Annotated in this window: 19 protein-coding genes; 11 read left to right on the top strand and 8 right to left on the bottom strand. The window is 41.9% G+C overall.

Translation table 11 applies throughout. From position 1 onward, the window contains the following. Window positions 1-2 precede the first annotated feature (2 nt). Together ICV90_RS01985 and pcaD are read right to left on the bottom strand one after the other, a co-directional pair. Window positions 3-581 carry an HdeD family acid-resistance protein gene (locus ICV90_RS01985; RefSeq protein ID WP_215359266.1) on the bottom strand — a complete coding sequence of 193 codons (579 nt, stop codon included), beginning with the start codon at window positions 579-581 and terminating at the stop codon, window positions 3-5. Window positions 582-636: 55 nt separating this feature from the next. Further along, a complete protein-coding gene (gene pcaD, locus ICV90_RS01980; protein ID WP_215359264.1) occupies window positions 637-1,452 on the bottom strand; it encodes a 3-oxoadipate enol-lactonase in 816 nt (271 codons plus the stop codon). Window positions 1,453-1,542: 90 nt separating this feature from the next. Between pcaD and ICV90_RS01975 the strand changes: the two genes are divergently transcribed. From ICV90_RS01975 to ICV90_RS01960, 4 genes are all read left to right on the top strand, one after another. Then, window positions 1,543-2,538, top strand: coding sequence for a tripartite tricarboxylate transporter substrate binding protein (locus tag ICV90_RS01975; RefSeq protein WP_215359262.1), 996 nt, complete (start codon window positions 1,543-1,545; stop codon window positions 2,536-2,538). After that, the gene (locus tag ICV90_RS01970; RefSeq protein ID WP_215359261.1) at window positions 2,525-3,436 is read left to right on the top strand and encodes an amidohydrolase; all 912 of its coding nucleotides are present in this window, start codon (window positions 2,525-2,527) and stop codon (window positions 3,434-3,436) included. The genes ICV90_RS01975 and ICV90_RS01970 overlap by 14 nt, the downstream gene beginning before the upstream one ends. A 65-nt stretch (window positions 3,437-3,501) precedes the next feature. Then, the gene (locus ICV90_RS01965; protein WP_215359259.1) at window positions 3,502-3,726 is read left to right on the top strand and encodes a hypothetical protein; all 225 of its coding nucleotides are present in this window, start codon (window positions 3,502-3,504) and stop codon (window positions 3,724-3,726) included. A 2-nt stretch (window positions 3,727-3,728) separates the two neighbouring features. After that, a complete protein-coding gene (locus tag ICV90_RS01960) occupies window positions 3,729-4,100 on the top strand; it encodes a hypothetical protein (protein ID WP_215359257.1) in 372 nt (123 codons plus the stop codon). Between the two features lie 115 nt (window positions 4,101-4,215). Here the strand turns inward: ICV90_RS01960 and ICV90_RS01955 are convergent, their stop codons facing one another. After that, window positions 4,216-4,857 carry a class I SAM-dependent methyltransferase gene (locus ICV90_RS01955; RefSeq protein ID WP_215359255.1) on the bottom strand — a complete coding sequence of 214 codons (642 nt, stop codon included), beginning with the start codon at window positions 4,855-4,857 and terminating at the stop codon, window positions 4,216-4,218. Between the two features lie 73 nt (window positions 4,858-4,930). Further along, window positions 4,931-6,682 carry a hypothetical protein gene (locus ICV90_RS01950; protein WP_215359253.1) on the bottom strand — a complete coding sequence of 584 codons (1,752 nt, stop codon included), beginning with the start codon at window positions 6,680-6,682 and terminating at the stop codon, window positions 4,931-4,933. Window positions 6,683-7,025: 343 nt separating this feature from the next. Between ICV90_RS01950 and ICV90_RS01945 the strand changes: the two genes are divergently transcribed. Together ICV90_RS01945 and ICV90_RS01940 are read left to right on the top strand one after the other, a co-directional pair. Further along, on the top strand, window positions 7,026-8,237 hold the full coding sequence (locus ICV90_RS01945) for a glycosyltransferase (protein WP_215359252.1): 1,212 nt from the start codon (window positions 7,026-7,028) through the stop codon (window positions 8,235-8,237). Window positions 8,238-8,265: 28 nt separating this feature from the next. After that, a complete protein-coding gene (locus ICV90_RS01940; protein ID WP_215359250.1) occupies window positions 8,266-9,108 on the top strand; it encodes a glycosyltransferase family A protein in 843 nt (280 codons plus the stop codon). A gap of 37 nt (window positions 9,109-9,145) precedes the next feature. Here ICV90_RS01940 and ICV90_RS01935 read toward each other — a convergent pair whose 3' ends face one another. From ICV90_RS01935 to ICV90_RS01925, 3 genes are all read right to left on the bottom strand, one after another. After that, window positions 9,146-10,096 carry a glycosyltransferase family A protein gene (locus tag ICV90_RS01935; protein WP_215359249.1) on the bottom strand — a complete coding sequence of 317 codons (951 nt, stop codon included), beginning with the start codon at window positions 10,094-10,096 and terminating at the stop codon, window positions 9,146-9,148. A 9-nt stretch (window positions 10,097-10,105) separates the two neighbouring features. Next, window positions 10,106-10,666, bottom strand: a complete 561-nt coding sequence (locus ICV90_RS01930; RefSeq protein ID WP_215359247.1) for a dTDP-4-dehydrorhamnose 3,5-epimerase family protein — start codon at window positions 10,664-10,666, stop codon at window positions 10,106-10,108. 207 nt (window positions 10,667-10,873) lie between these two features. Then, entirely contained in the window at window positions 10,874-12,151 is a 1,278-nt protein-coding gene (locus tag ICV90_RS01925; RefSeq protein WP_215359245.1) for a serine hydrolase, read from the bottom strand. Window positions 12,152-12,327: 176 nt separating this feature from the next. On the opposite strand from ICV90_RS01925, the gene ICV90_RS01920 reads away from it, so the two are divergent. Genes ICV90_RS01920 through cobA form a run of 3 tightly spaced genes read left to right on the top strand, consistent with a single transcriptional unit; the run spans window position 12,328 to window position 15,519 of the window. After that, complete coding sequence (locus tag ICV90_RS01920; protein ID WP_215359244.1) at window positions 12,328-14,040, top strand: nitrite/sulfite reductase; 1,713 nt, start codon at window positions 12,328-12,330, stop codon at window positions 14,038-14,040. After that, on the top strand, window positions 14,040-14,630 hold the full coding sequence (locus ICV90_RS01915; protein WP_215359242.1) for a DUF934 domain-containing protein: 591 nt from the start codon (window positions 14,040-14,042) through the stop codon (window positions 14,628-14,630). The genes ICV90_RS01920 and ICV90_RS01915 overlap by 1 nt, the downstream gene beginning before the upstream one ends. Window positions 14,631-14,670: 40 nt before the next feature. Continuing rightward, window positions 14,671-15,519 (top strand): uroporphyrinogen-III C-methyltransferase, encoded by an 849-nt coding sequence (cobA, locus tag ICV90_RS01910; protein ID WP_215359240.1) that lies wholly within the window; start codon window positions 14,671-14,673, stop codon window positions 15,517-15,519. On the opposite strand, the gene ICV90_RS01905 is transcribed toward cobA, so the two are convergent. Then, window positions 15,442-15,804 carry a sirohydrochlorin chelatase gene (locus ICV90_RS01905; RefSeq protein WP_215359238.1) on the bottom strand — a complete coding sequence of 121 codons (363 nt, stop codon included), beginning with the start codon at window positions 15,802-15,804 and terminating at the stop codon, window positions 15,442-15,444. The genes cobA and ICV90_RS01905 overlap by 78 nt on opposite strands. A 120-nt stretch (window positions 15,805-15,924) precedes the next feature. Here ICV90_RS01905 and ICV90_RS01900 point away from each other — a divergent pair, with 120 nt between their 5' ends. Next, window positions 15,925-16,956: a calcium:proton antiporter gene (locus tag ICV90_RS01900; RefSeq protein WP_215359236.1), complete on the top strand. Its 1,032-nt coding sequence runs from the start codon at window positions 15,925-15,927 to the stop codon at window positions 16,954-16,956. 89 nt (window positions 16,957-17,045) lie between these two features. Next, window positions 17,046-17,525 (top strand): hypothetical protein, encoded by a 480-nt coding sequence (locus ICV90_RS01895; RefSeq protein ID WP_215359234.1) that lies wholly within the window; start codon window positions 17,046-17,048, stop codon window positions 17,523-17,525. Window positions 17,526-17,951: the final 426 nt, after the last annotated feature.

Below are 17,951 nucleotides of genomic sequence, written 5' to 3'. Positions count from 1 at the left end.
AGTTATTTCGTGAGTGAGCGTGCTGCCAAACCAATAAACAACAATGACCAACCTTGCAACAGCAATTCAATCGCAATCAACATGCCTGGAAGCCAAAGGCTAGAGTCGGGATAGCCGTTCATGATGAGAACGCCCATCAAGATGGAAATTGCTGATGACAAAACCAACCAGAACCATTCGCGAAAATGACGATGCTGAAATGCTGAGATCAAGCGCAGTACACCAGTCACAAAAAAGATTGCAGCTAGCCATAAAGTAATTGCCTCAAGTGCTGGAATTGGAAACGCCCAGGTAAAGATTGCTGCAGCAATATAAAGCGCTGCCAAGATCAGTTGAATGCCTACGCTTTTCCAACCTTGTGATTTAAGAGCGTGCGCACCTTGGAGAATACCGCCCGCGAACAAGAAAATTCCCAAGACATTAACCGAGATAAAAGAAAACAAGGTTTGGCCTGCAATGCCAATCATGCCTAATACGATAAATAAAATTCCAAGGCCAATTAATGCGCCGGGAATTTTTGCTGCTGCACCCAATACTTTTGCACGGAGCTCTTGAATCTGAGCATTTGATAGTTCGGCCATAAAGGTACCTTTTTTAAATGAATGTTATTAATAAAATCTAAATAATGCTAAGCAATTACAAAGTGTCTTCAACAGAATCTATAAATTGACGCACCGTTTTGTTAAAAGCTTCTGGCTGCTCAATATTCGATAAATGTGCCGCCTCTTCTAGTATCACCATTTTGGAGTGATCTATTAAGCGATGCAAAACAATACCTTGATCAACTGTACAAGCTGGATCATCGCGCCCTGACAGCACTAGGGTGGGTGTCTTAATCTTAAGCAACATTGTACTTTGCGCCATATCTCGTACCGCACTACCGCAAGCCATATAGCCCTCAACGTTGGTACCCAAAATCATTTGGCGCACCTTCTCAATTTCTTGAGGGGCACGCTCAATAAATGGAGCGGTAAACCAGCGCTTAATCGTGCCCTCCACCAATCCAGCAATCCCTTGTGAGCGCGCAATTTCAAAACGCTCCTCCCACAAACTACGTGGTGGCATTTCTGAGGCGGTATTACAAAGTGACAACGAAAGGATGCGGTCAGGAAAGCGAGCTCCTAGCTGCTGACCGATCATGCCGCCAATCGATAAACCCATGAAGTGCACTTTCTGAATGCCAAGAGCATCTAGCAATCCGATAGCATCATCCGCCAATTGAGCAATGGTGTAAGGACCAGCGCTAAGACCAGAGCCCCCATGTCCTCTTTTATCATAGCGCAATACGCGATAGCGATCTGCTAGTGCAGGAACATTGCCATCCCACATGCTGCCATTAGCCATCAAACTATTGGCGACCAATAAAACGGGGCCGTCTTTGGGGCCATCAAAGCTATAGGCAACATCGACACCATTTACCTTAATGATTTTCTGATCCTGCATTTGAGTCATTTATTTCCACCCTATCTCAAGTTCTATTTATCTATTTGTCAGAGCATGTTAGATTATCCAATGAAACTATAAAAATACTAAGGAGACAAGATGTTTACAACACCCAAGTGCGGGAGAGGCACCCATAAGCGCAATAATCTTATCCTTGCGTTATGCCTTGCTTTTGGGCTGAGCCTTGCCAACGCGCAAAGCTACCCCAACCGCTCCGTAAAAATGATCGTACCCCTAACTACAGGCTCAGGTGCCGATATTGCAGGTCGGGTCGTAGCAAAAAGCCTCACTGAAACCTGGAAACAACCCGTCATTGTTGAAAACCGGCCTGGTGCTGGAGGACTCATTGGCACTGGAGTGGTTGTGAACTCTGAACCCGATGGTTACACCTTATTAGTTCAATCAGCCTCTTATGCTGCCAATCCCGCAATCTACAAGAAGTTGCCATACGACCCACTAAAGAGTTTGGTCGATGTAGCCATTTTGGGGCAAACACCTTATGTGATGATTACCGCCGCAGATGGTCCCTATCAATCTATTCGCGAACTTGTCATTGCAGCCAAATCCAAACCCAATGAAATTACTTTTGCATCTGCTGGTGTTGGCAGTTCAACCCACCTAGCTGCTGAGTATTTCAATCAAGTCATGGGAATCAAACTCATTCACGTTCCCTACAAGGGATCGCCTGAAGCCATTCAGGACACGATGTCTGGGCGCACCGCTTTTTATATGGCTCCTTTGGATACCGCCATTGGTCAACTCAAAGGCGGCAAATTGCGCGCCCTGGGAGTCACCAGCAAGACACGTAATGCTGCAGTTCCCGATATTCCGAGTGTTGCTGAACAAGGCTATGCCAATTTTGAAATTGGCTTATGGTTTGGTGTGTGGGCGCCAGCAGCCACACCACCTTCAATCGTGAAAAAGATTAATCAAGATATTAATCAAGCAATGCAGGACCCTGAAGTCAAAAACGCCTATGAAAGCAAAGGTATCAAGGCAACCCCAATGAGTCCCGCAGAATTTACAAAGTTTGTTCGCGAAGAAATGAGTAAATATCAAAAGATCGCCAAAGAAGCAGCCATTGAACCCCAGTAATTTGGCGCCTCTTTGCCAAGCTCCGAGCAGTGAAGTACGCTCACCCCTGATCCATTTCCCGGCAGGGTCTGTGGACTGCCATGCTCATGTATGTGGTCTTGCTACGCAATTTCCGTACGCACAAGAGCGCATATATACACCGCCTGATGCCACCCTTGAAAGCTATCAAACGCTTTTAAAAATGTTAGGAGTGGATCGAGCTGTTTTAGTGCAACCCAGCGTGTATGGCACCGACAACCGTGCGATGCTGGCTGCGCTGAAATCCAACCCCCAGCAATTGAGAGGTGTTGCAGTTATCTCTAACGATCCCCATAAAGTAAAGGATCAAGATCTTGCTGACTTGCATGCGGCCGGAGTAAGAGGGCTGCGTTGCAATATTGTCGATATCGCTGATAAATCTGCCGGACTCCCAATTGAACAACTAAAAAACCTAGCAAAACGAATTCAACCATTTGGCTGGCATCTAGAGTTATTGATGCACGTGAATGAATATCCCGATCTTGCTAAGACCTTCGAAGATTTTCCAGTAGATTTAGTATTCGGTCACTTTGGTTATACCCATGTAAAGTATGGTGTTGCCGATAAGGGATTTCAGGGGCTTCTCGATTTAATGAAGCATAAACGTGCCTGGGTCAAGATGACGGGACCTTATCGCATTTGTGATGACGATCTTCCTTATGTTGATATGCGCCCATTTAGCGATGCTGTCATTGAGGCAAATCCGAATCGCTTGATTTGGGGAAGTGACTGGCCACACGTCATGGTCAAGAAGCAAATGCCACACGATGCCGATCTTTGCGACCTTCTAGGTTCCTGGGTTCAAGACGCTGATCTCAGAAATTCGATATTGATCAATAACCCCTGTATCCTGTATGACTTTCCGGCCCTCAAAAGCTAGAAGACCCCACTCCCTAAGTGGCGGGTCTACATTTATGAATTTAGCAAGAGAGATTAGAAATTAATATGGACAATACACTCACCGTTATTTTAGGAATAGTTGCGATGCTCTTGCCGCTAGTTGTAGGTCGTCTTTTCTGGAAACGTTTTGATCATTACTTTGGAAGAGGTGATGAAGCCTATATGGATACCCTAGAATATTTTCTGAAAAAAATTGGTTCAACTGTTTTAGTTGCCTTTGTAATACTTTGGCTAGGCATCAGTCTTGTATTTAATAGCAACGGCTCTTAAAAATGAACGAGCAACTCAAAGTAATTCTAGTCAAGGCAAAGCTCAACTTTGCTATTTTGGCAAGTATTTTGGCGTTAGCTGTATTGGGCAAATTCACTAATCCAGAATTTACTAATACGGTTTTTAATACAGCTGACCAATTAGTCTCGGAGCTCTATTTAGTATTTATAGCCATTACCCTGGGCGCATTTATCCCTAATTTCAAGCTGGTTGTTTTTGGATCAATCACAACTTTCATTGGCGCAGTGATTTTGATTCGTTTCAGCGTATTCACTTATCTCAATACAGAATATCTATTTGCAGTGCTAATTGTTGTTCTAGGATTTTCCTCCATTGCCAACTTATATAGGCACTATCGGGAATTTAGATTCTGAATTTCTGGCGCAAACCGTCATAGATACCTATAAACACATCGGCTTTAGGAGCTAATAATAACAGTATGTGTGCAAACATGCGCCAAGTTTCGCGGCGCATAGTCTTTGATTTTTCTTAAGGAGTCGGAACCTTCCTAACTAAAGTGACTCCAGACCCAAAATCAAAATCCATGCATTGCAAATCATGCCTTTTCTTTAGCTTGCGAATATAAGAATAGACAGAATGGTTGTACACCTTATCCTCACCATAAATTCCAGAAGCAAATTTTCTAATGCTGTCATGAAAAAACACTGATGAATCAGGTGTCAAAACTTTCTCGAACGCCTCATAGTCGATTTTTGCCTGCTTAGCGCTGTGATAGCCATCAATAAAAAGTAACTTCACTTTTTTAATCCGCTTATACGCTGGCATTTCAATAAAATCTTGCGTAGTTGCAAGATAATGTTCGACATTATTCAACCCAAAATTTTCAAACCACTTTAAGGTCTTAGCTCGATCAACCCAAAAATCATCCGCCAAGGATGGATCAATAAAGTGCAGCTTTCCTCCGTTGGCATTATCTAAAAGTCCCTTAGCCAAAATCAGAGGTACAAAGCCACGCCAGGATCCGATGCACACTACAGTCTTGGGCTTTAACAGCCTGATTTGGGAATAGTACAACCATCCCAAGCCTAAATCTCTATTCCCCGCGTCCTGACAATGCCCCATGGATTGCAGTTCGGGATATCTAAATAAGTTATCTATCCACTCATTCACTTTATAACTCCAATCCAATATCTCAAATCGGATATTAAAACATATCACTGCATGGAGCTTCTAAAGAGATCGCTCAACCCAACATCATTAAGCTTGAGGTATGGGGTTTAATCATCGATATAACCTGAGAGAGGGTATATGCATTTCGATCACCCGAGTTATTGGCGTCCCCCAACAGATTATCGGTACCAGCTTTTAATATCCTGATGGTTTCAAATCTATCGATTGGCAAACCAAACTTCACCAATTCTCCAAAAGGAATAGCGCATAGCCCAGACAAAAGTTGTCGATCAAGCATCAATATCCGTGCTGCATGAAAACTAGATCGCAAATTGATGGCCACTTTCGAGCCATTGATATAAACAGCTTGTCTTGAGGAAACTCCATTGCAACTCAATTCATTACTTATTTTTTTTAAGCAAGCGTCAAGTTCGCTATCAGGCAAGGCGGCCTCTTCATACAGAAGTAAATGCATTGGCACTCTGCCATTGTCCTCAATGATTGACTCCAAAATACTGACGATAGTTTGCGGATCTGTCTGGGGCTGGGCATTAACATCACATATAACGGCACCGCCCTCTAGCCAGGATCTTTTAATATCCGGCAAGATAAGGTCAACTCCACAGATATCTAACCCAAACAGCAAGGCTACTCGGACGCATAAATGAATATTGTCTGGATGAACATTTGCAACGGGAATCACTTCAACACTGCCACCTGATGAAGCATTGTTCTTTCTTTTTAGCGCAAAAAAACGTTGACTCTCCAAGATAGAGTTTGGTGAAAGTCCATACTGAGTCAGCAGACTTAATGCTTCTTCATCTAGGGTGGGAAAAGAGTCGGTTGAGGTTACCTTTCCTTTTAAAGCCTCTTTTCCGTATCTTTCATCAAAATCAAACTTTACTAATTGTTCAATTGAGCTTTTGCCATCTCCAACTACCCCCCAAGGAAGTTTTTGAGTCACCTTAATTACGTTACCACGCAATACAAGTAATCGATGGCCAAGGCCATTAAAGTGCTTTTCGACCATAATCGAATTTGAATGCTTTGATGCATGTTGAAATGCAATTTTGACCATATCATCAGAGCTAATATCAGCAGAAACTCCTAGACCAGCATCTTGATCGACTGGCTTGATCACCACTGGGTAACCCATTTTATTTGCCATCTCACAGGCAGCCAATTCATCTTTAACTATTACATGCTCAGGACAAGGAAAACCCATTTCTCTTAAACATTGCCCTGCTCTTATTTTATTTTTAACCAACCTCACTCCTATTGAGGAAGTATGCATAGTGATTGAGCTAAAAAAATCAGTGCCTTTAGCTCCAATTCCAATCCTTGTCCAGTCATGGAGATCTTTTAGTATGGGAAGCCGCAATTGCACAGCAGCCTCGATAATGTAAGGATGATTTTGACCAGTACTCACTAGTCGCTTCAGGTTTAAAGCCAAATCTAAATAGGCTTCATTAATTGACTGTCCATCTTTATTAGAAAAGCAGATATTGGCGGCTTTATTAAAGAACATTAAGAGCCATTTAAGTGTTTTCTCTAAGGCAACCAGATTGCAGTAAGGGAAAGATACGAAAAACTTATTGGGCCCAGATTTAGTAGTGATTTTCCTTAAAATCATGCCTTGATCAGATGCAGGGATGCCATACTTCCTTTGAACTTCGATTCCAAGTCGCATGAAACAATTCAACAAATCCAATTCATTTGTGATTGGTGACTTTTCAATTTCTTCAAGAAAATTAGTAGAAAAGTATTCTTTTAAATGGGGAGTTATGCGACTAATATAATCCGCAGAAAATTTATTGACCATCATATAACCTAGGCAACTTTTCTGCGTCGAGCCATAACAGTATCCTGCAACTGGCCTCAAATTTAATTCAATAGTAGTTGCGTTTAGATCTGCGGACAACTTTAGCCTTATATGATGAATATTAGAGTTTTGCGTTGGCGTTTAAAAACTTCTTAAAACCAACAGATGCGGATGTCTTCCGTAAATCATTTTACATTTGGGACTCCACCGATATATTACAAGTATCATGTGGGAATATGTAAAACAAGCGTAATAAACGGGTAGCGCCAGACCTTGCTGACCATCATCTACAATTTACAACACTTCAAATTCAAACACTGAATATTCAATTATCAACTGAAGCATTATGAAAATCGCTGTAATTACCCCCTACTATCAGGAATCCATCGAGACTCTTAGGCAATGTCACCTCAGCGTAATCAATCAAAATATCGATATTGAATTCACACATTTTTTAATTGCTGACGGTTACCCTCAGCAGGAGATTGATTCTTGGAATGCGAAACATATCGTCTTGCCAACTGCTCACGATGATAATGGCAATACACCACGTGGTCTCGGGGGCTTACTGGCAAAGATTGAAGGATATGACTTTATCGCCTATCTTGATGCCGATAATTGGTATTATGAAAATCACTTACAAACCATGTTCACCAAATGGAAGGAAACTCATTTCCCAGTGATCTGTTCCTTCAGGACCTTTCATCATGAAAATGGTGAGAATCTCTACATTGAAGAAGCTACAGAAAACTCTCTTGATCATGTGGATACCAGCTGCTTTTTTTTACATAAATCGTGCTTTGATTTATTGCAGATATGGCTCGATATGCCAAAGATTTTAGGTCCAATATGTGATGTTATTTTCTTTTCGGCCATTAAAAATAAAAAATATCGCTTTTGCTCTACCAAACTGCGTACAGTTGCATTTAGGAGTAAGTATCTATCGCATTATTTCAATTTAAACTCTGCGCCCCCTTTAAATCTTAAGAGTGAAAGTGAATTTATACCAGCGCTAAATTTTCTTAGATCCAAGGATGGAAATTCTGAGTGCAGTGAGAAATTAGGTTTTCGGCCGCTAGATTACCTCCATTTCTACAAGATTCTTTTTGTTAGCAAAAGGAATTCGGTCTTATGCGATATGGCAAACTTATTTGCTTCAACACTCAGCAATCGTAAATTCATTGGATACTCAATGATTGAGCAACAAGCAACAACATTTAATCCACATTTGCAAAAAATCGTTGATGAATTGGGCTATTCAAATGGGCATATGCTCTGCAATCATTTAAAAGAGTACAAAATTAATGAGGAAATAAATTTTGACTATGCCGTAAATCTTTGTGAAGATAGTTCAGAGGAAATGCCTGCATTACCCAACGATTCCGTAAAATTAATTAACTGGAATGTAGAATTTTTATCTCAAAAAGACCTGAATAATCAATTAGATTTTGAAGAGGCGATGTCAATTGTGCATTTAAAGATATGGGAAATGATTTCTTTGCCTAATGACAAGATCAGTCTAGATAGCATTGCAACCGCCCTGAATCGCCCAAACTAGCTGTAATTAATTTTCTGCAAGAACTATTGTGCGAAATGTAAATACTGAACCGACATTCTCAATCATTGTCTGTAATTTTAACTACGCCGATTTTGTTAGCGATGCAATTTTTAGCGCCCTTAATCAAGATTATCCCATCAGTCATTTTGAAGTCATTACCGTTGATGATGGATCTTCAGACCATTCAAGATCCATAATAGATAGCTTCAAACATCACGCAAATTTTTCCGCGATCTTCCATAAAAAAAATGATGGTCAATATGCTGCCTTCAAATCAGGCATTGAGTCAGCCAAGCATAACTGGATATGCTTGCTAGACTCAGATGATATTTTTTTTCGCGATAAACTGAAGACACTGGCACTATTTATTAATAAAAAAATAGATGTTGATTTATTCTTATGCCACGATCTGAAAATGTGGAATCAAGAAACTGGGTACTCCGAGCAATGGTTTAATAAACACTTAATACAAAACGATAGTTCTACGATCAATGATTTTGTATCCACCTACCCTTTCACAGTCCCATGCGGCCTTATTTTTCACTCCAGCATCATTGGCCTACTTTTAGATCAAATATCGCCTAATGAATGGAAACGAGGAGCCGACAATCCTTTAGTCTGGGGGGCTTTTCTGATAAATCAAAAAATTAGCTACCTACACCAAACTTTAGCAATTTATCGCATCCATCAAGATAATTTCTTTATGGGCTCTGAGGGAAATGGTTTTTCTCCAAAAATAAATCCGTTTGATAGATGGCCAAAGCTATTAAATTTTATTGAAAATCTTAATGATTCAAATGTTGCAAACTCCCAATTTATTCATAACAAAAATAAGTTGATTGCGGCCTTAAAAAAATTCTCTGAGCTCTAGCTAAGGTGGCATTAAAACAGCGCCTAGTTAACCCCCTTTATTCAAGGCCTTTAAAGCGGCGGTACTCTTCGTAGTGATTTCGAGTTGTGGCCTCATCTTGGGATGAGTACCCAGCGCGCTGCTGAACATAACGTAATTGAAGATTTTCAATGGTGTGTCTAACAAATTCTAAAGGTCGTTTAACCATTCGCCATAGAGCATCTGCATTAATAAGCCTGTTATCTTTTGCCGCATAAAAAGCCAATGCAGTCTCTCGAAGAAATAAGGGATTTTCAACCAACGCATCAAATAAAATCTTTTGAGGCGTGATATCTAGTCTCTTATATATATTTTTTCTCCAGGACGCGGGAACTTTTGCAACACTTACAGATCCGATCATGAATTTTGGCTGAATTATCTTCATTCGTGCGAAAAATTCTAAGTCCGGATAAAAGTTTTGCCCTGAACTATATTCCTTCCAAAAACCAACTTGATCTATTAAAGATCGACTATGCATGATTGCGCTTGTATTGGCGTAGTTAGGCTTATCCATGAGCTCATTGAGAGCACCGATAAATCGCACTTTGCAATCCTCCTCAAACCAGATGATTGCGGCTGATGCAAATACATCTTCTTTTTCTCGACAAAATGAAATCAATGATTCAAGATGATATTGTGACCATAAATCATCATGACCAAGATATGCAATTAATTTGCCTCTAGCCTGTCTCAATCCCTCATTGTTTGGACCTGATTGGCTACCAGAATTTCTCGTTAAATTTATCCATCGCACACGCGAGTCTTGAAAGCTCTCTACAACTTGCTTCGAATCATCTGTGCAGCCATCACCTATTACTAAGAGCTCAAAATTAACAAAGGTTTGATTTAAAACCGTTCCAATTGAATATGGTAGAACTGCACTCCAGTTGTAAGTTGAAAGTATGACCGTAACCAGAGGTATATTGACCTCTTGATCGATAGATTGCGAGAGTGCATTCAGCTGTTTCAAAGCAGAGCGTTATGAGTTAGCCCCAACAGGCCATCGGTATGGAATAGCTTGCTCTGCTTTTAAGGAATCCCATGGTAATTCCCATCGATCGGGGTCGTCATAGTTGTATAGATCGCTCGGCATACTAATGATAGTGGCTTCGGCGTTACCGATATTTTTCCATCCATGCCAGAGGCCTGGAGGTATGAGCACTAGCCCTTGAGAGTGCTCGCCTATAAAAAATTCGTTTACACATCCATAGGTCTTTGAGTGCTTACGGCCATCAAAAACCGCCACACATAGTGAGCCAGACAATGCGAACAGCCTATCAGTGATATTTTGATGTATGCCCCAAGCCCGCACTTGCCCAGGAAAAGTGGTTGTTGAATTAATTTGAACCAAGGGAAGATCCGTAACACCCCAATCCGTTCTATAGATTTCAGTAAGGTACCCCTTATCATGAGAAACAGCTCTCATGGGCCGAAATATCAATCCCTCAATAGGCGATAACAAAGGCGTGCCATCAGCAGCAGTTAAGGATGTTTTTTTACTAGCAAATTCAAATCCTTCAATATTTTCGAGCTCTAACATGATGGTTTTAGGTAAAATATTTATTAATTCTATTAAGCTTATTAATCATAAATTCTACATTCTGATCTTAGTATGCCTTAGCATGCAAAGGCTAGTTAATTCTGAATGCAACACGTCTTTCGATAGACGTCCGCTGACTAAAGCAAAACTCAATTAAGACCATCTCATCATGACTTAACAAACTTTTTTAGGTTCATGACAAATAGTTTATCTTTCTAAGGCGCCATAAATCACGGCATTCAATTGCTCACGGTGCACTTTCCGAATCTCTCCCGGTGCCACACCCATCATTACCACTACCATCTGCTCTTTAGGATCGGCCCAAAATATCGTTCCATAAGCGCCATTCCAAGTGTAGTCTCCAACGTTACCGTTAATTGCTGCCAAACCTCTATCAGTTCGAACTGCTACACCCAAACCAAATCCATAACCTACACGACCGGGCTCAGTACCGCTTACATTGTTTTTAATATCTTTATTAAGATGGTTTGATGTCATAAAAGCCACTGTCTCTGGCCCCAAGACGCTTTTACCTTCTAGACTTCCACCATTGAGCAACATTTGACCAAAGCGAATGTAATCGCCAGCTGTGGAGTAGGCGCATGAGCCACCACAATCAAATTTCACTTTCTGCGTATGAATGTCAACCTTCTGTGGTTTGCCAGTGAATGGGTCTAGCGGTAAAGGCTGCGCTAAACGAATACGATCTTTTTCAGCAAGTTCAAAAGTGGTATTGGGCATGCCAACTTTATTCCAGATACGTTCTTGCATCACTGCACCCAAAGGTTTACCAGCAATTTTTTCTTCAATAATCCCTAGTACATCAAGCCCAAAACCATAATCCCAAGCAGTTCCTGGTTCATATAAAAGTGGATTACTAGCTAATTTATCGATAAATTCTTGGGCGGTATATTGAACTGCAGCTGGTGCTGATCCAGCTGGATACAATTTGTGCACAGGAGTGGCACCCCGTCCACCATACGTTAAGCCATTAGTGTGACGCATGAGATCTTGCACGGTGATAGGATTTTTAGCTGGCACTACACTTAATTTTCCATCAGCATCCACTTGTCCCACCTTCATCTCCTTAAACTGAGGCAACCAATTGGAAATGGGTGCATTTAAGGGTAACTTACCCTCCTCGTAGAAGGTTAAGGCGCTCACTGAAGTCATGACTTTAGTCATCGATGCCAAATTAAAGATGGCATCGGTCGTCATAGGTCTGTTATTTGCCTTATCTAAATATCCATACGGCTTGAAAATAGTGAGCTTACCGTTTTTAGTGACCGCTAGTACAGCCCCAGCCATATTATTGGCGGCAATCTGATCAGCAAAAAATGCATCAATTCGCTTGAGACCTGCTTGGCTAAATCCTTGCCCAGGAGTTGCGCTAAGCGGCAATGGTGCTTTTACACTATCGGCGGCAAATAGAGTTGTACTGACTAATAAACTAGCAACGAGGCTGATTGCCTGTAATTTTTTCATTCTTGTCTCCACTATTGTTTTTTAATTCAAACCCTGGAGGTTTTACCCCTCTAAGGCTATTGAAGCAGACTTTTTATAAAAAGACTGGGATTTGATTCTTTTATATCGTATTAGATATATAGAACAGACTTTTGAGTAGTTGAAGGAATATTGAAAATCTAAGACAATCATAAGCTATGTATAAATATGACAATATTGACAAAACCCTTGTAGATCAACGGGTTGCCCAATTTCGTGACCAAGTTACTCGGCGCCTCAATGGCACTTTAACGGAGGAGGCATTTCGCCCATTACGACTACAAAACGGTCTGTACCATCAGCGCCACGCTTACATGTTGCGTGTTGCTATTCCTTACGGATTGTTTAATTCAAAACAACTGAGGACGCTAGCAAACATCTCTGAGAAATATGACCGAGGTTATGGTCATTTCACAACGCGCCAAAATATTCAATACAACTGGGTAACTCTGGAAGATACACCAGATATCTTGGCTGATCTTGCCAAAGTTGAAATGCATGCTATTCAAACTTCGGGTAACTGTATTCGTAATATTACGAGTGATGCATTTGCTGGAGTGGCTGCAGATGAATACGTAGACACTCGCCCCATATGTGAACTACTTCGTCAATGGTCAACCCTACATCCTGAATTCGCGCATTTGCCGCGTAAATTTAAGTTTGCAGTTAATGGCGCTAAGGAAGACCGCACAGTAATGCTGTGCCATGATGTTGGTATCGAACTCAAGAAAAATGTTGTTGGAGAATTAACTGCCAATATTTATGCAGGTGGTGGCATGGGTCGCACCCCTATTTTGGGCTCGCTGATTAAAACGGAATTGCCGTGGCAGCTTTTGCCGAGTTATCTCACCGCTCTATTACGCGTATATAACCGTTTTGGTAGAAGAGATAATCTTTATAAGGCCCGTATTAAGATCTTAGTAAAAGCCTTAGGTCCAGAAGAATTTTCACGTCAGGTTGAGGGTGAGTGGCTACATCTTCAAAATAGTGATGATAATTTCACACAAGTTGAATGGGATCGTGTTGCCAAACACTTTACTAAACCTCCCTATAAGACTCTGCCCATGCTGACTACTGAGCATATTTTAGAAAATGTTTCTGAGGCGGAAGCAACTGCATTCACTCGTTGGTTAGAACGCAACGTCAAGCCACATCAGGTGCCAGGCTATGCTAGTGTGATCCTTTCCCTCAAGCCTCATGGCACCGTTGCACCTGGTGATGCGACTACAGCACAGATGAATGCGATTGCTGATTTAGCCGATAAATTTAGCTTTGGAGAATTACGCTCCACTCACGAACAAAACTTGGTGCTTGCCGACGTTGAGCAAGCTGAGCTTTATGAGCTTTGGCAACAAGCTAAGAAGCAAAATGTAGCCCTTCCCAATGTTGGCTTATTAACCGATATCATCGCTTGCCCTGGCGGCGATTTCTGTTCTCTGGCCAATGCAAAGTCCTTACCTATTGCCAAAGCAATTCAGGAGCGCTTTGATGATTTGGACTACTTATTTGACTTGGGTGATATCAGCTTAAACATCTCCGGCTGCATTAATTCCTGCGGTCATCATCACGTAGGCAATATTGGCGTGTTAGGCGTCGATAAAGATGGTGAAGAGTGGTATCAAATTACTTTAGGCGGTGAGCAAGGTAACGATACCTCGATAGGTAAAGTCATTGGACCTTCCTTCTACGCCGATGAAATTCCTGATGTCATTACGAATGTGATTAATACCTATGTAAATCATCGTAGCGAAGATGAGTCCTTTATACAGGCCTATCGTCGCCTTGGTGTTGCTCCTTTCAAAGAGGCGGCTTATCAGAATGCCAAGAAGAAAGAAAAAGCAGATGCTAAATCGGCCGGGGAGTCAGTGTGATGAGTGACGCTAATTCGACCCCATCCAGCCTAGTGCAATCCCATGATGAGGTCTTAGTTTTTCCTAAGGGTGGCAATCCCAGTCTTACTTCAAATAAATGGCAAGTATGGAACGGCTCTCAAGATGAAGGTGGCCTGCCTGCTCTTGATTTGGTAAGTCATGGTGTATTAGTTCCCCTGGTCTGGTGGATTGAGCATCACCATGAAATGGATGTGATCGCTAAAGCAAAAAATGGTCAGATTGGTGTTTGGTTTGCAGCTGACGATGATATTTTGAAACACGCTGAACTGATCGAAGCGGGTAAGCAATATTGGCCTTTGGTCGCAGCCTATTTCCCACTCTTCAGGGATGGCAGAAGTTTTAGTACTGCCGCTCTTCTACGCGAACGTTTGGGTTGGACAAAAGAAATTCGTATGATTGGCGATGTACTGATTGATCAACTTTTACAAGGCGCACGCGTAGGTTTTGATAGCTTTGCACTACGCAACGACCAAGATCTCGGGGTAGCACTCAAGCAATTTGATTTGTATTCAGTAACCACCCAAAATAGTTGGCGCGACAAAAGAACTTTACTTGACCAAACACAGTGATTTGCATCCTCGCACTGAAAAACCTCAGAACTTCTAGATCATGACAACTCCACCCATCCTCGGTAAAGTGTATTTGGTTGGCGCTGGCCCTGGCGCCGCTGACCTCATTACCATTCGGGGCGCCAAACTGTTAGCGGATGCAGATATCGTATTTCATGATGCTTTGGTAGAGCCTGAGATGCTAGATTTATGTCCTCAAGCTGTTTTAGTGGCGGTTGGAAAACGTTGTGGCAAATTATCTTCAGCCCAGCAATTCATTAACAAGCGCCTCATCGATGCAGCTCAAAAATACAAAATTATTGTGCGTCTTAAAGGTGGGGATCCAATGCTCTTTGGAAGGGCTGATGAAGAACTCAATAGTCTTAAAGAAGCTGGGATTGAAGTAGCTGTTGTTCCCGGTATTACAGCAGCGCTAGCGGGCGCAGCAAGCATCGAGAAATCCCTCACCTTACGTGGCATTTCTCGCAGCGTTGCTTTCGTAACACTGGCACAAGCCAATGCGTCATTAGGGGAAAATCTCGTTGCTGGAACGCCGATTTCAAATCCTAGCGCAGATACCCTTGTGTATTACATGGGGCGCAAAGATGCTAGCAAAATTGCTGGGCAGTTGATTGTCCTAGGCAAGAGCCATGGCCCAGAAACGCCAGTAAAAATATTAGAAGCGGTGAGCACATCTAGAGAAAGATTATGGGACAGTACCCTTGCACAATTAGCCGCCGGCAAAGCAGATGATTGGTTTGATAGCAGTTCACCAGCACTGATCATGGTTGGTGAAGCTCTGCGCAGCGAAACTAAAGACGCAGCCATCAATTCAAAGAGCTCTTGCCCCAAAGTCAACAATGGCTTGCAAGACAGCCAAATCCTCCCCAACAGCCGGCGTCGTGCTTAAATGAATATTGGGAAATTTGTCTCTACAAGCGTCTAGCAATACTGGAAAGTCATTGCGTAAATGACCGCCCTGACCAAAAAATACCGGCACTACTTTAATTTCAGTAGCCCCTTGAGTTCCTAGGGTTGTGACCGCCTCTTCTAGGGAGGGTTGCATCATTTCTAGAAAAGCCAGCTCTACAAGGATACCTGCATGTTGTTGTCGCCATAGATCGATTAGCCTATCAAACGGTTCACGCCAACGCACATCACGTGCACCATGACCAAATAAGATAATTGCCTGCATTTTCTTTAAATTTCCTTTTGATGTCTTAATAAATGGATAATCTGATACATATTAATAGCATTCAATATTTTTCACTCAACCTCGTTAAGTACTCTCTAAAATCCCTCATTCAAAATACTTATGCTAAATCTTCTACACCAGCTTAGCGGCCAAACTTGGTTCATTGTCCTAATGAGCGTCATACTCATCGGTGGAGTTCTTTCAGCAGTTCACCATGCTGAAGTGGTGGCACATAAAACTGGGGAGCCATATGGAGCATTAGTGCTGGCTATCAGCGTCACTATTATTGAGGTATCCCTCATTGTTTCAATGATGCTTTCCGGTCATGACGGGTCTGAATTCATTGCTCGCGATGCCGTATTTGCAACAGTCATGATTGTGATTAATGGCGTGATTGGTTTATGTATTTTTATCGGCGGCCTTAAGCACCATGAAATGTCATTTCGCAATGAAGGTGCTAACTCTGCCTTAGCAGTACTAACTGCTTTAGCAACATTTATTTTGGTAATGCCAATCGTAACTACAAGCACTCCAGGACCAGACTTTACTAAGAGTCAATTGGCCTTTGCTGGAATTGCCTCATTCGTGCTGTATATCGCCTTCTTATTTTTTCAAACTGTGAGTCATCGTGACTACTACCTACCTAAGGCGCAAGATAAAAAAACAGATATTAATTTTCATGCGCTAAAGCCCAGCAACCTCAAAACGGCGGTGAGCGTTGCACTGCTGATTTTGTCTTTAATAGTCGTAGTAGGTTTAGCGGAGTTACTTAGTCCTGCGATTGAAGCTGGCGTGAAAGCTGCGGGAGCACCCAAGACGATTGTAGGCATTGCTATTGCACTATTAGTCTTACTACCAGAGGCTTTAGCCGCAGTCAGAGCAGCCCGAGCAAACCGCTTGCAAAGTAGCCTCAATTTAGCGCTCGGCTCAGCCCTAGCCAGTATTGGCTTATCTATTCCAGTGATTGCTGCGATTGCCATCTTCTTTAATTTACCCTTGAGCCTAGGAATCAGTGATCTCAATATGACGCTGATGTACTTGACCCTCTTTATTGGTGCGCTCACACTAGCTATTGGTAGAACCACCCGCTTACAAGGGGTGGTTCATTTGATCATTTTCTTTGAATACCTATTCCTGAGCTTGGTGCCATAGTTCAGAAATGCAAAGTTGAACCAAATACTGACGTAAGCTTAACTTATATACTGCTTTAGTTAAATACTCAATCCATATCTCATCTTAAAGTGAGTTCAAATTTGCCTGCTTATACCTTTGCTCGTCTTAATAACAAGGATGAAGCCCTAAGAATCATCCTGTTGATATTAATCAGAGATCCAAGTTACCAGATGTTGCCAATGCGGCAAATCCATACTTTTTATGCCAGTATCAGCAACGATAATTACCTCTTATTGCTTAGTGAAAATAAGGTTTTGGGAGTCATGCTATGGATGGGTGTGAGCGCAAAAGTAAAGGAAGATTGTTTGCGCGAAGACAGAAGCCCCTATACCAATGAGTTAGTTGCCAAGGGTGAGGCTATTTATTGCACTGCATTTTCTGGAATTGAGCCAGGGGTACTGCTCCCTCTTTGGAAGCAGTTCATCAAAATTTATCAACGTCAAGATATCTTGTTCAAAAGACACTTTAAAAAGGGTGAGCGAAAATCCAAACCGATCGCTTTGATCCGCCAGCAAAGGCTCATTAAGGCTGCCAACAAGTTACTCTGATTATTAATCCCAGTATCAACATTTTGGTTTGGGCAAAACTTAAGATTGCATAATGTATTCCAAACGACCGTTTATCCCTTACTGTGGGACACAGTAATAACCACCTTCCACCATAGTCTGTCCTTGAAAGTTCTGAGCCTTGGGATGAAATCCAATAGTTTTGTACTGCCTATCTTTTGTATTAAGTGTACAGGTCGCCATCGCACGCTATTGATTTCCTCAAGTGGTATTTAAGGATTTGATTTGGTGGGCAGCAGGTTAAATCTTTTAACTTATAGTTATTGGCCGTACTGGTAATCGATACTCATCAGTTACCTGTAAGACACGACTTTTAGGCCATGCTGATACCAACCCCATAAAAATAACTCATTAAATACACGCCCCTATTAGCGAAAGTTGGTGAATCTAATGAATAGGAATAGCTGT

This window comes from Polynucleobacter sp. JS-JIR-II-b4, from assembly GCF_018687815.1.
Lineage (GTDB): Bacteria > Pseudomonadota > Gammaproteobacteria > Burkholderiales > Burkholderiaceae > Polynucleobacter.
This window is presented reverse-complemented; position numbering and strand designations above follow the sequence as displayed.

Excerpts from the sequence above, each read along its gene's own strand:
- ICV90_RS01900 (WP_215359236.1), top strand. The coding sequence starts at position 15,925 with ATGCTAAATCTTCTACACCAGCTTAGCGGCCAAACTTGGTTCATTGTC.
- ICV90_RS01915 (WP_215359242.1), top strand. The coding sequence starts at position 14,040 with ATGAGTGACGCTAATTCGACCCCATCCAGCCTAGTGCAATCCCATGAT.
- ICV90_RS01920 (WP_215359244.1), top strand. The coding sequence starts at position 12,328 with ATGTATAAATATGACAATATTGACAAAACCCTTGTAGATCAACGGGTT.
- ICV90_RS01960 (WP_215359257.1), top strand. The coding sequence starts at position 3,729 with ATGAACGAGCAACTCAAAGTAATTCTAGTCAAGGCAAAGCTCAACTTT.
- ICV90_RS01985 (WP_215359266.1), bottom strand. The coding sequence starts at position 581 with ATGGCCGAACTATCAAATGCTCAGATTCAAGAGCTCCGTGCAAAAGTA.
- ICV90_RS01975 (WP_215359262.1), top strand. The coding sequence starts at position 1,543 with ATGTTTACAACACCCAAGTGCGGGAGAGGCACCCATAAGCGCAATAAT.
- ICV90_RS01905 (WP_215359238.1), bottom strand. The coding sequence starts at position 15,804 with ATGCAGGCAATTATCTTATTTGGTCATGGTGCACGTGATGTGCGTTGG.
- ICV90_RS01930 (WP_215359247.1), bottom strand. The coding sequence starts at position 10,666 with ATGTTAGAGCTCGAAAATATTGAAGGATTTGAATTTGCTAGTAAAAAA.
- pcaD (WP_215359264.1), bottom strand. The coding sequence starts at position 1,452 with ATGACTCAAATGCAGGATCAGAAAATCATTAAGGTAAATGGTGTCGAT.
- ICV90_RS01925 (WP_215359245.1), bottom strand. The coding sequence starts at position 12,151 with ATGAAAAAATTACAGGCAATCAGCCTCGTTGCTAGTTTATTAGTCAGT.
- cobA (WP_215359240.1), top strand. The coding sequence starts at position 14,671 with ATGACAACTCCACCCATCCTCGGTAAAGTGTATTTGGTTGGCGCTGGC.
- ICV90_RS01965 (WP_215359259.1), top strand. The coding sequence starts at position 3,502 with ATGGACAATACACTCACCGTTATTTTAGGAATAGTTGCGATGCTCTTG.
- ICV90_RS01950 (WP_215359253.1), bottom strand. The coding sequence starts at position 6,682 with ATGATGGTCAATAAATTTTCTGCGGATTATATTAGTCGCATAACTCCC.
- ICV90_RS01945 (WP_215359252.1), top strand. The coding sequence starts at position 7,026 with ATGAAAATCGCTGTAATTACCCCCTACTATCAGGAATCCATCGAGACT.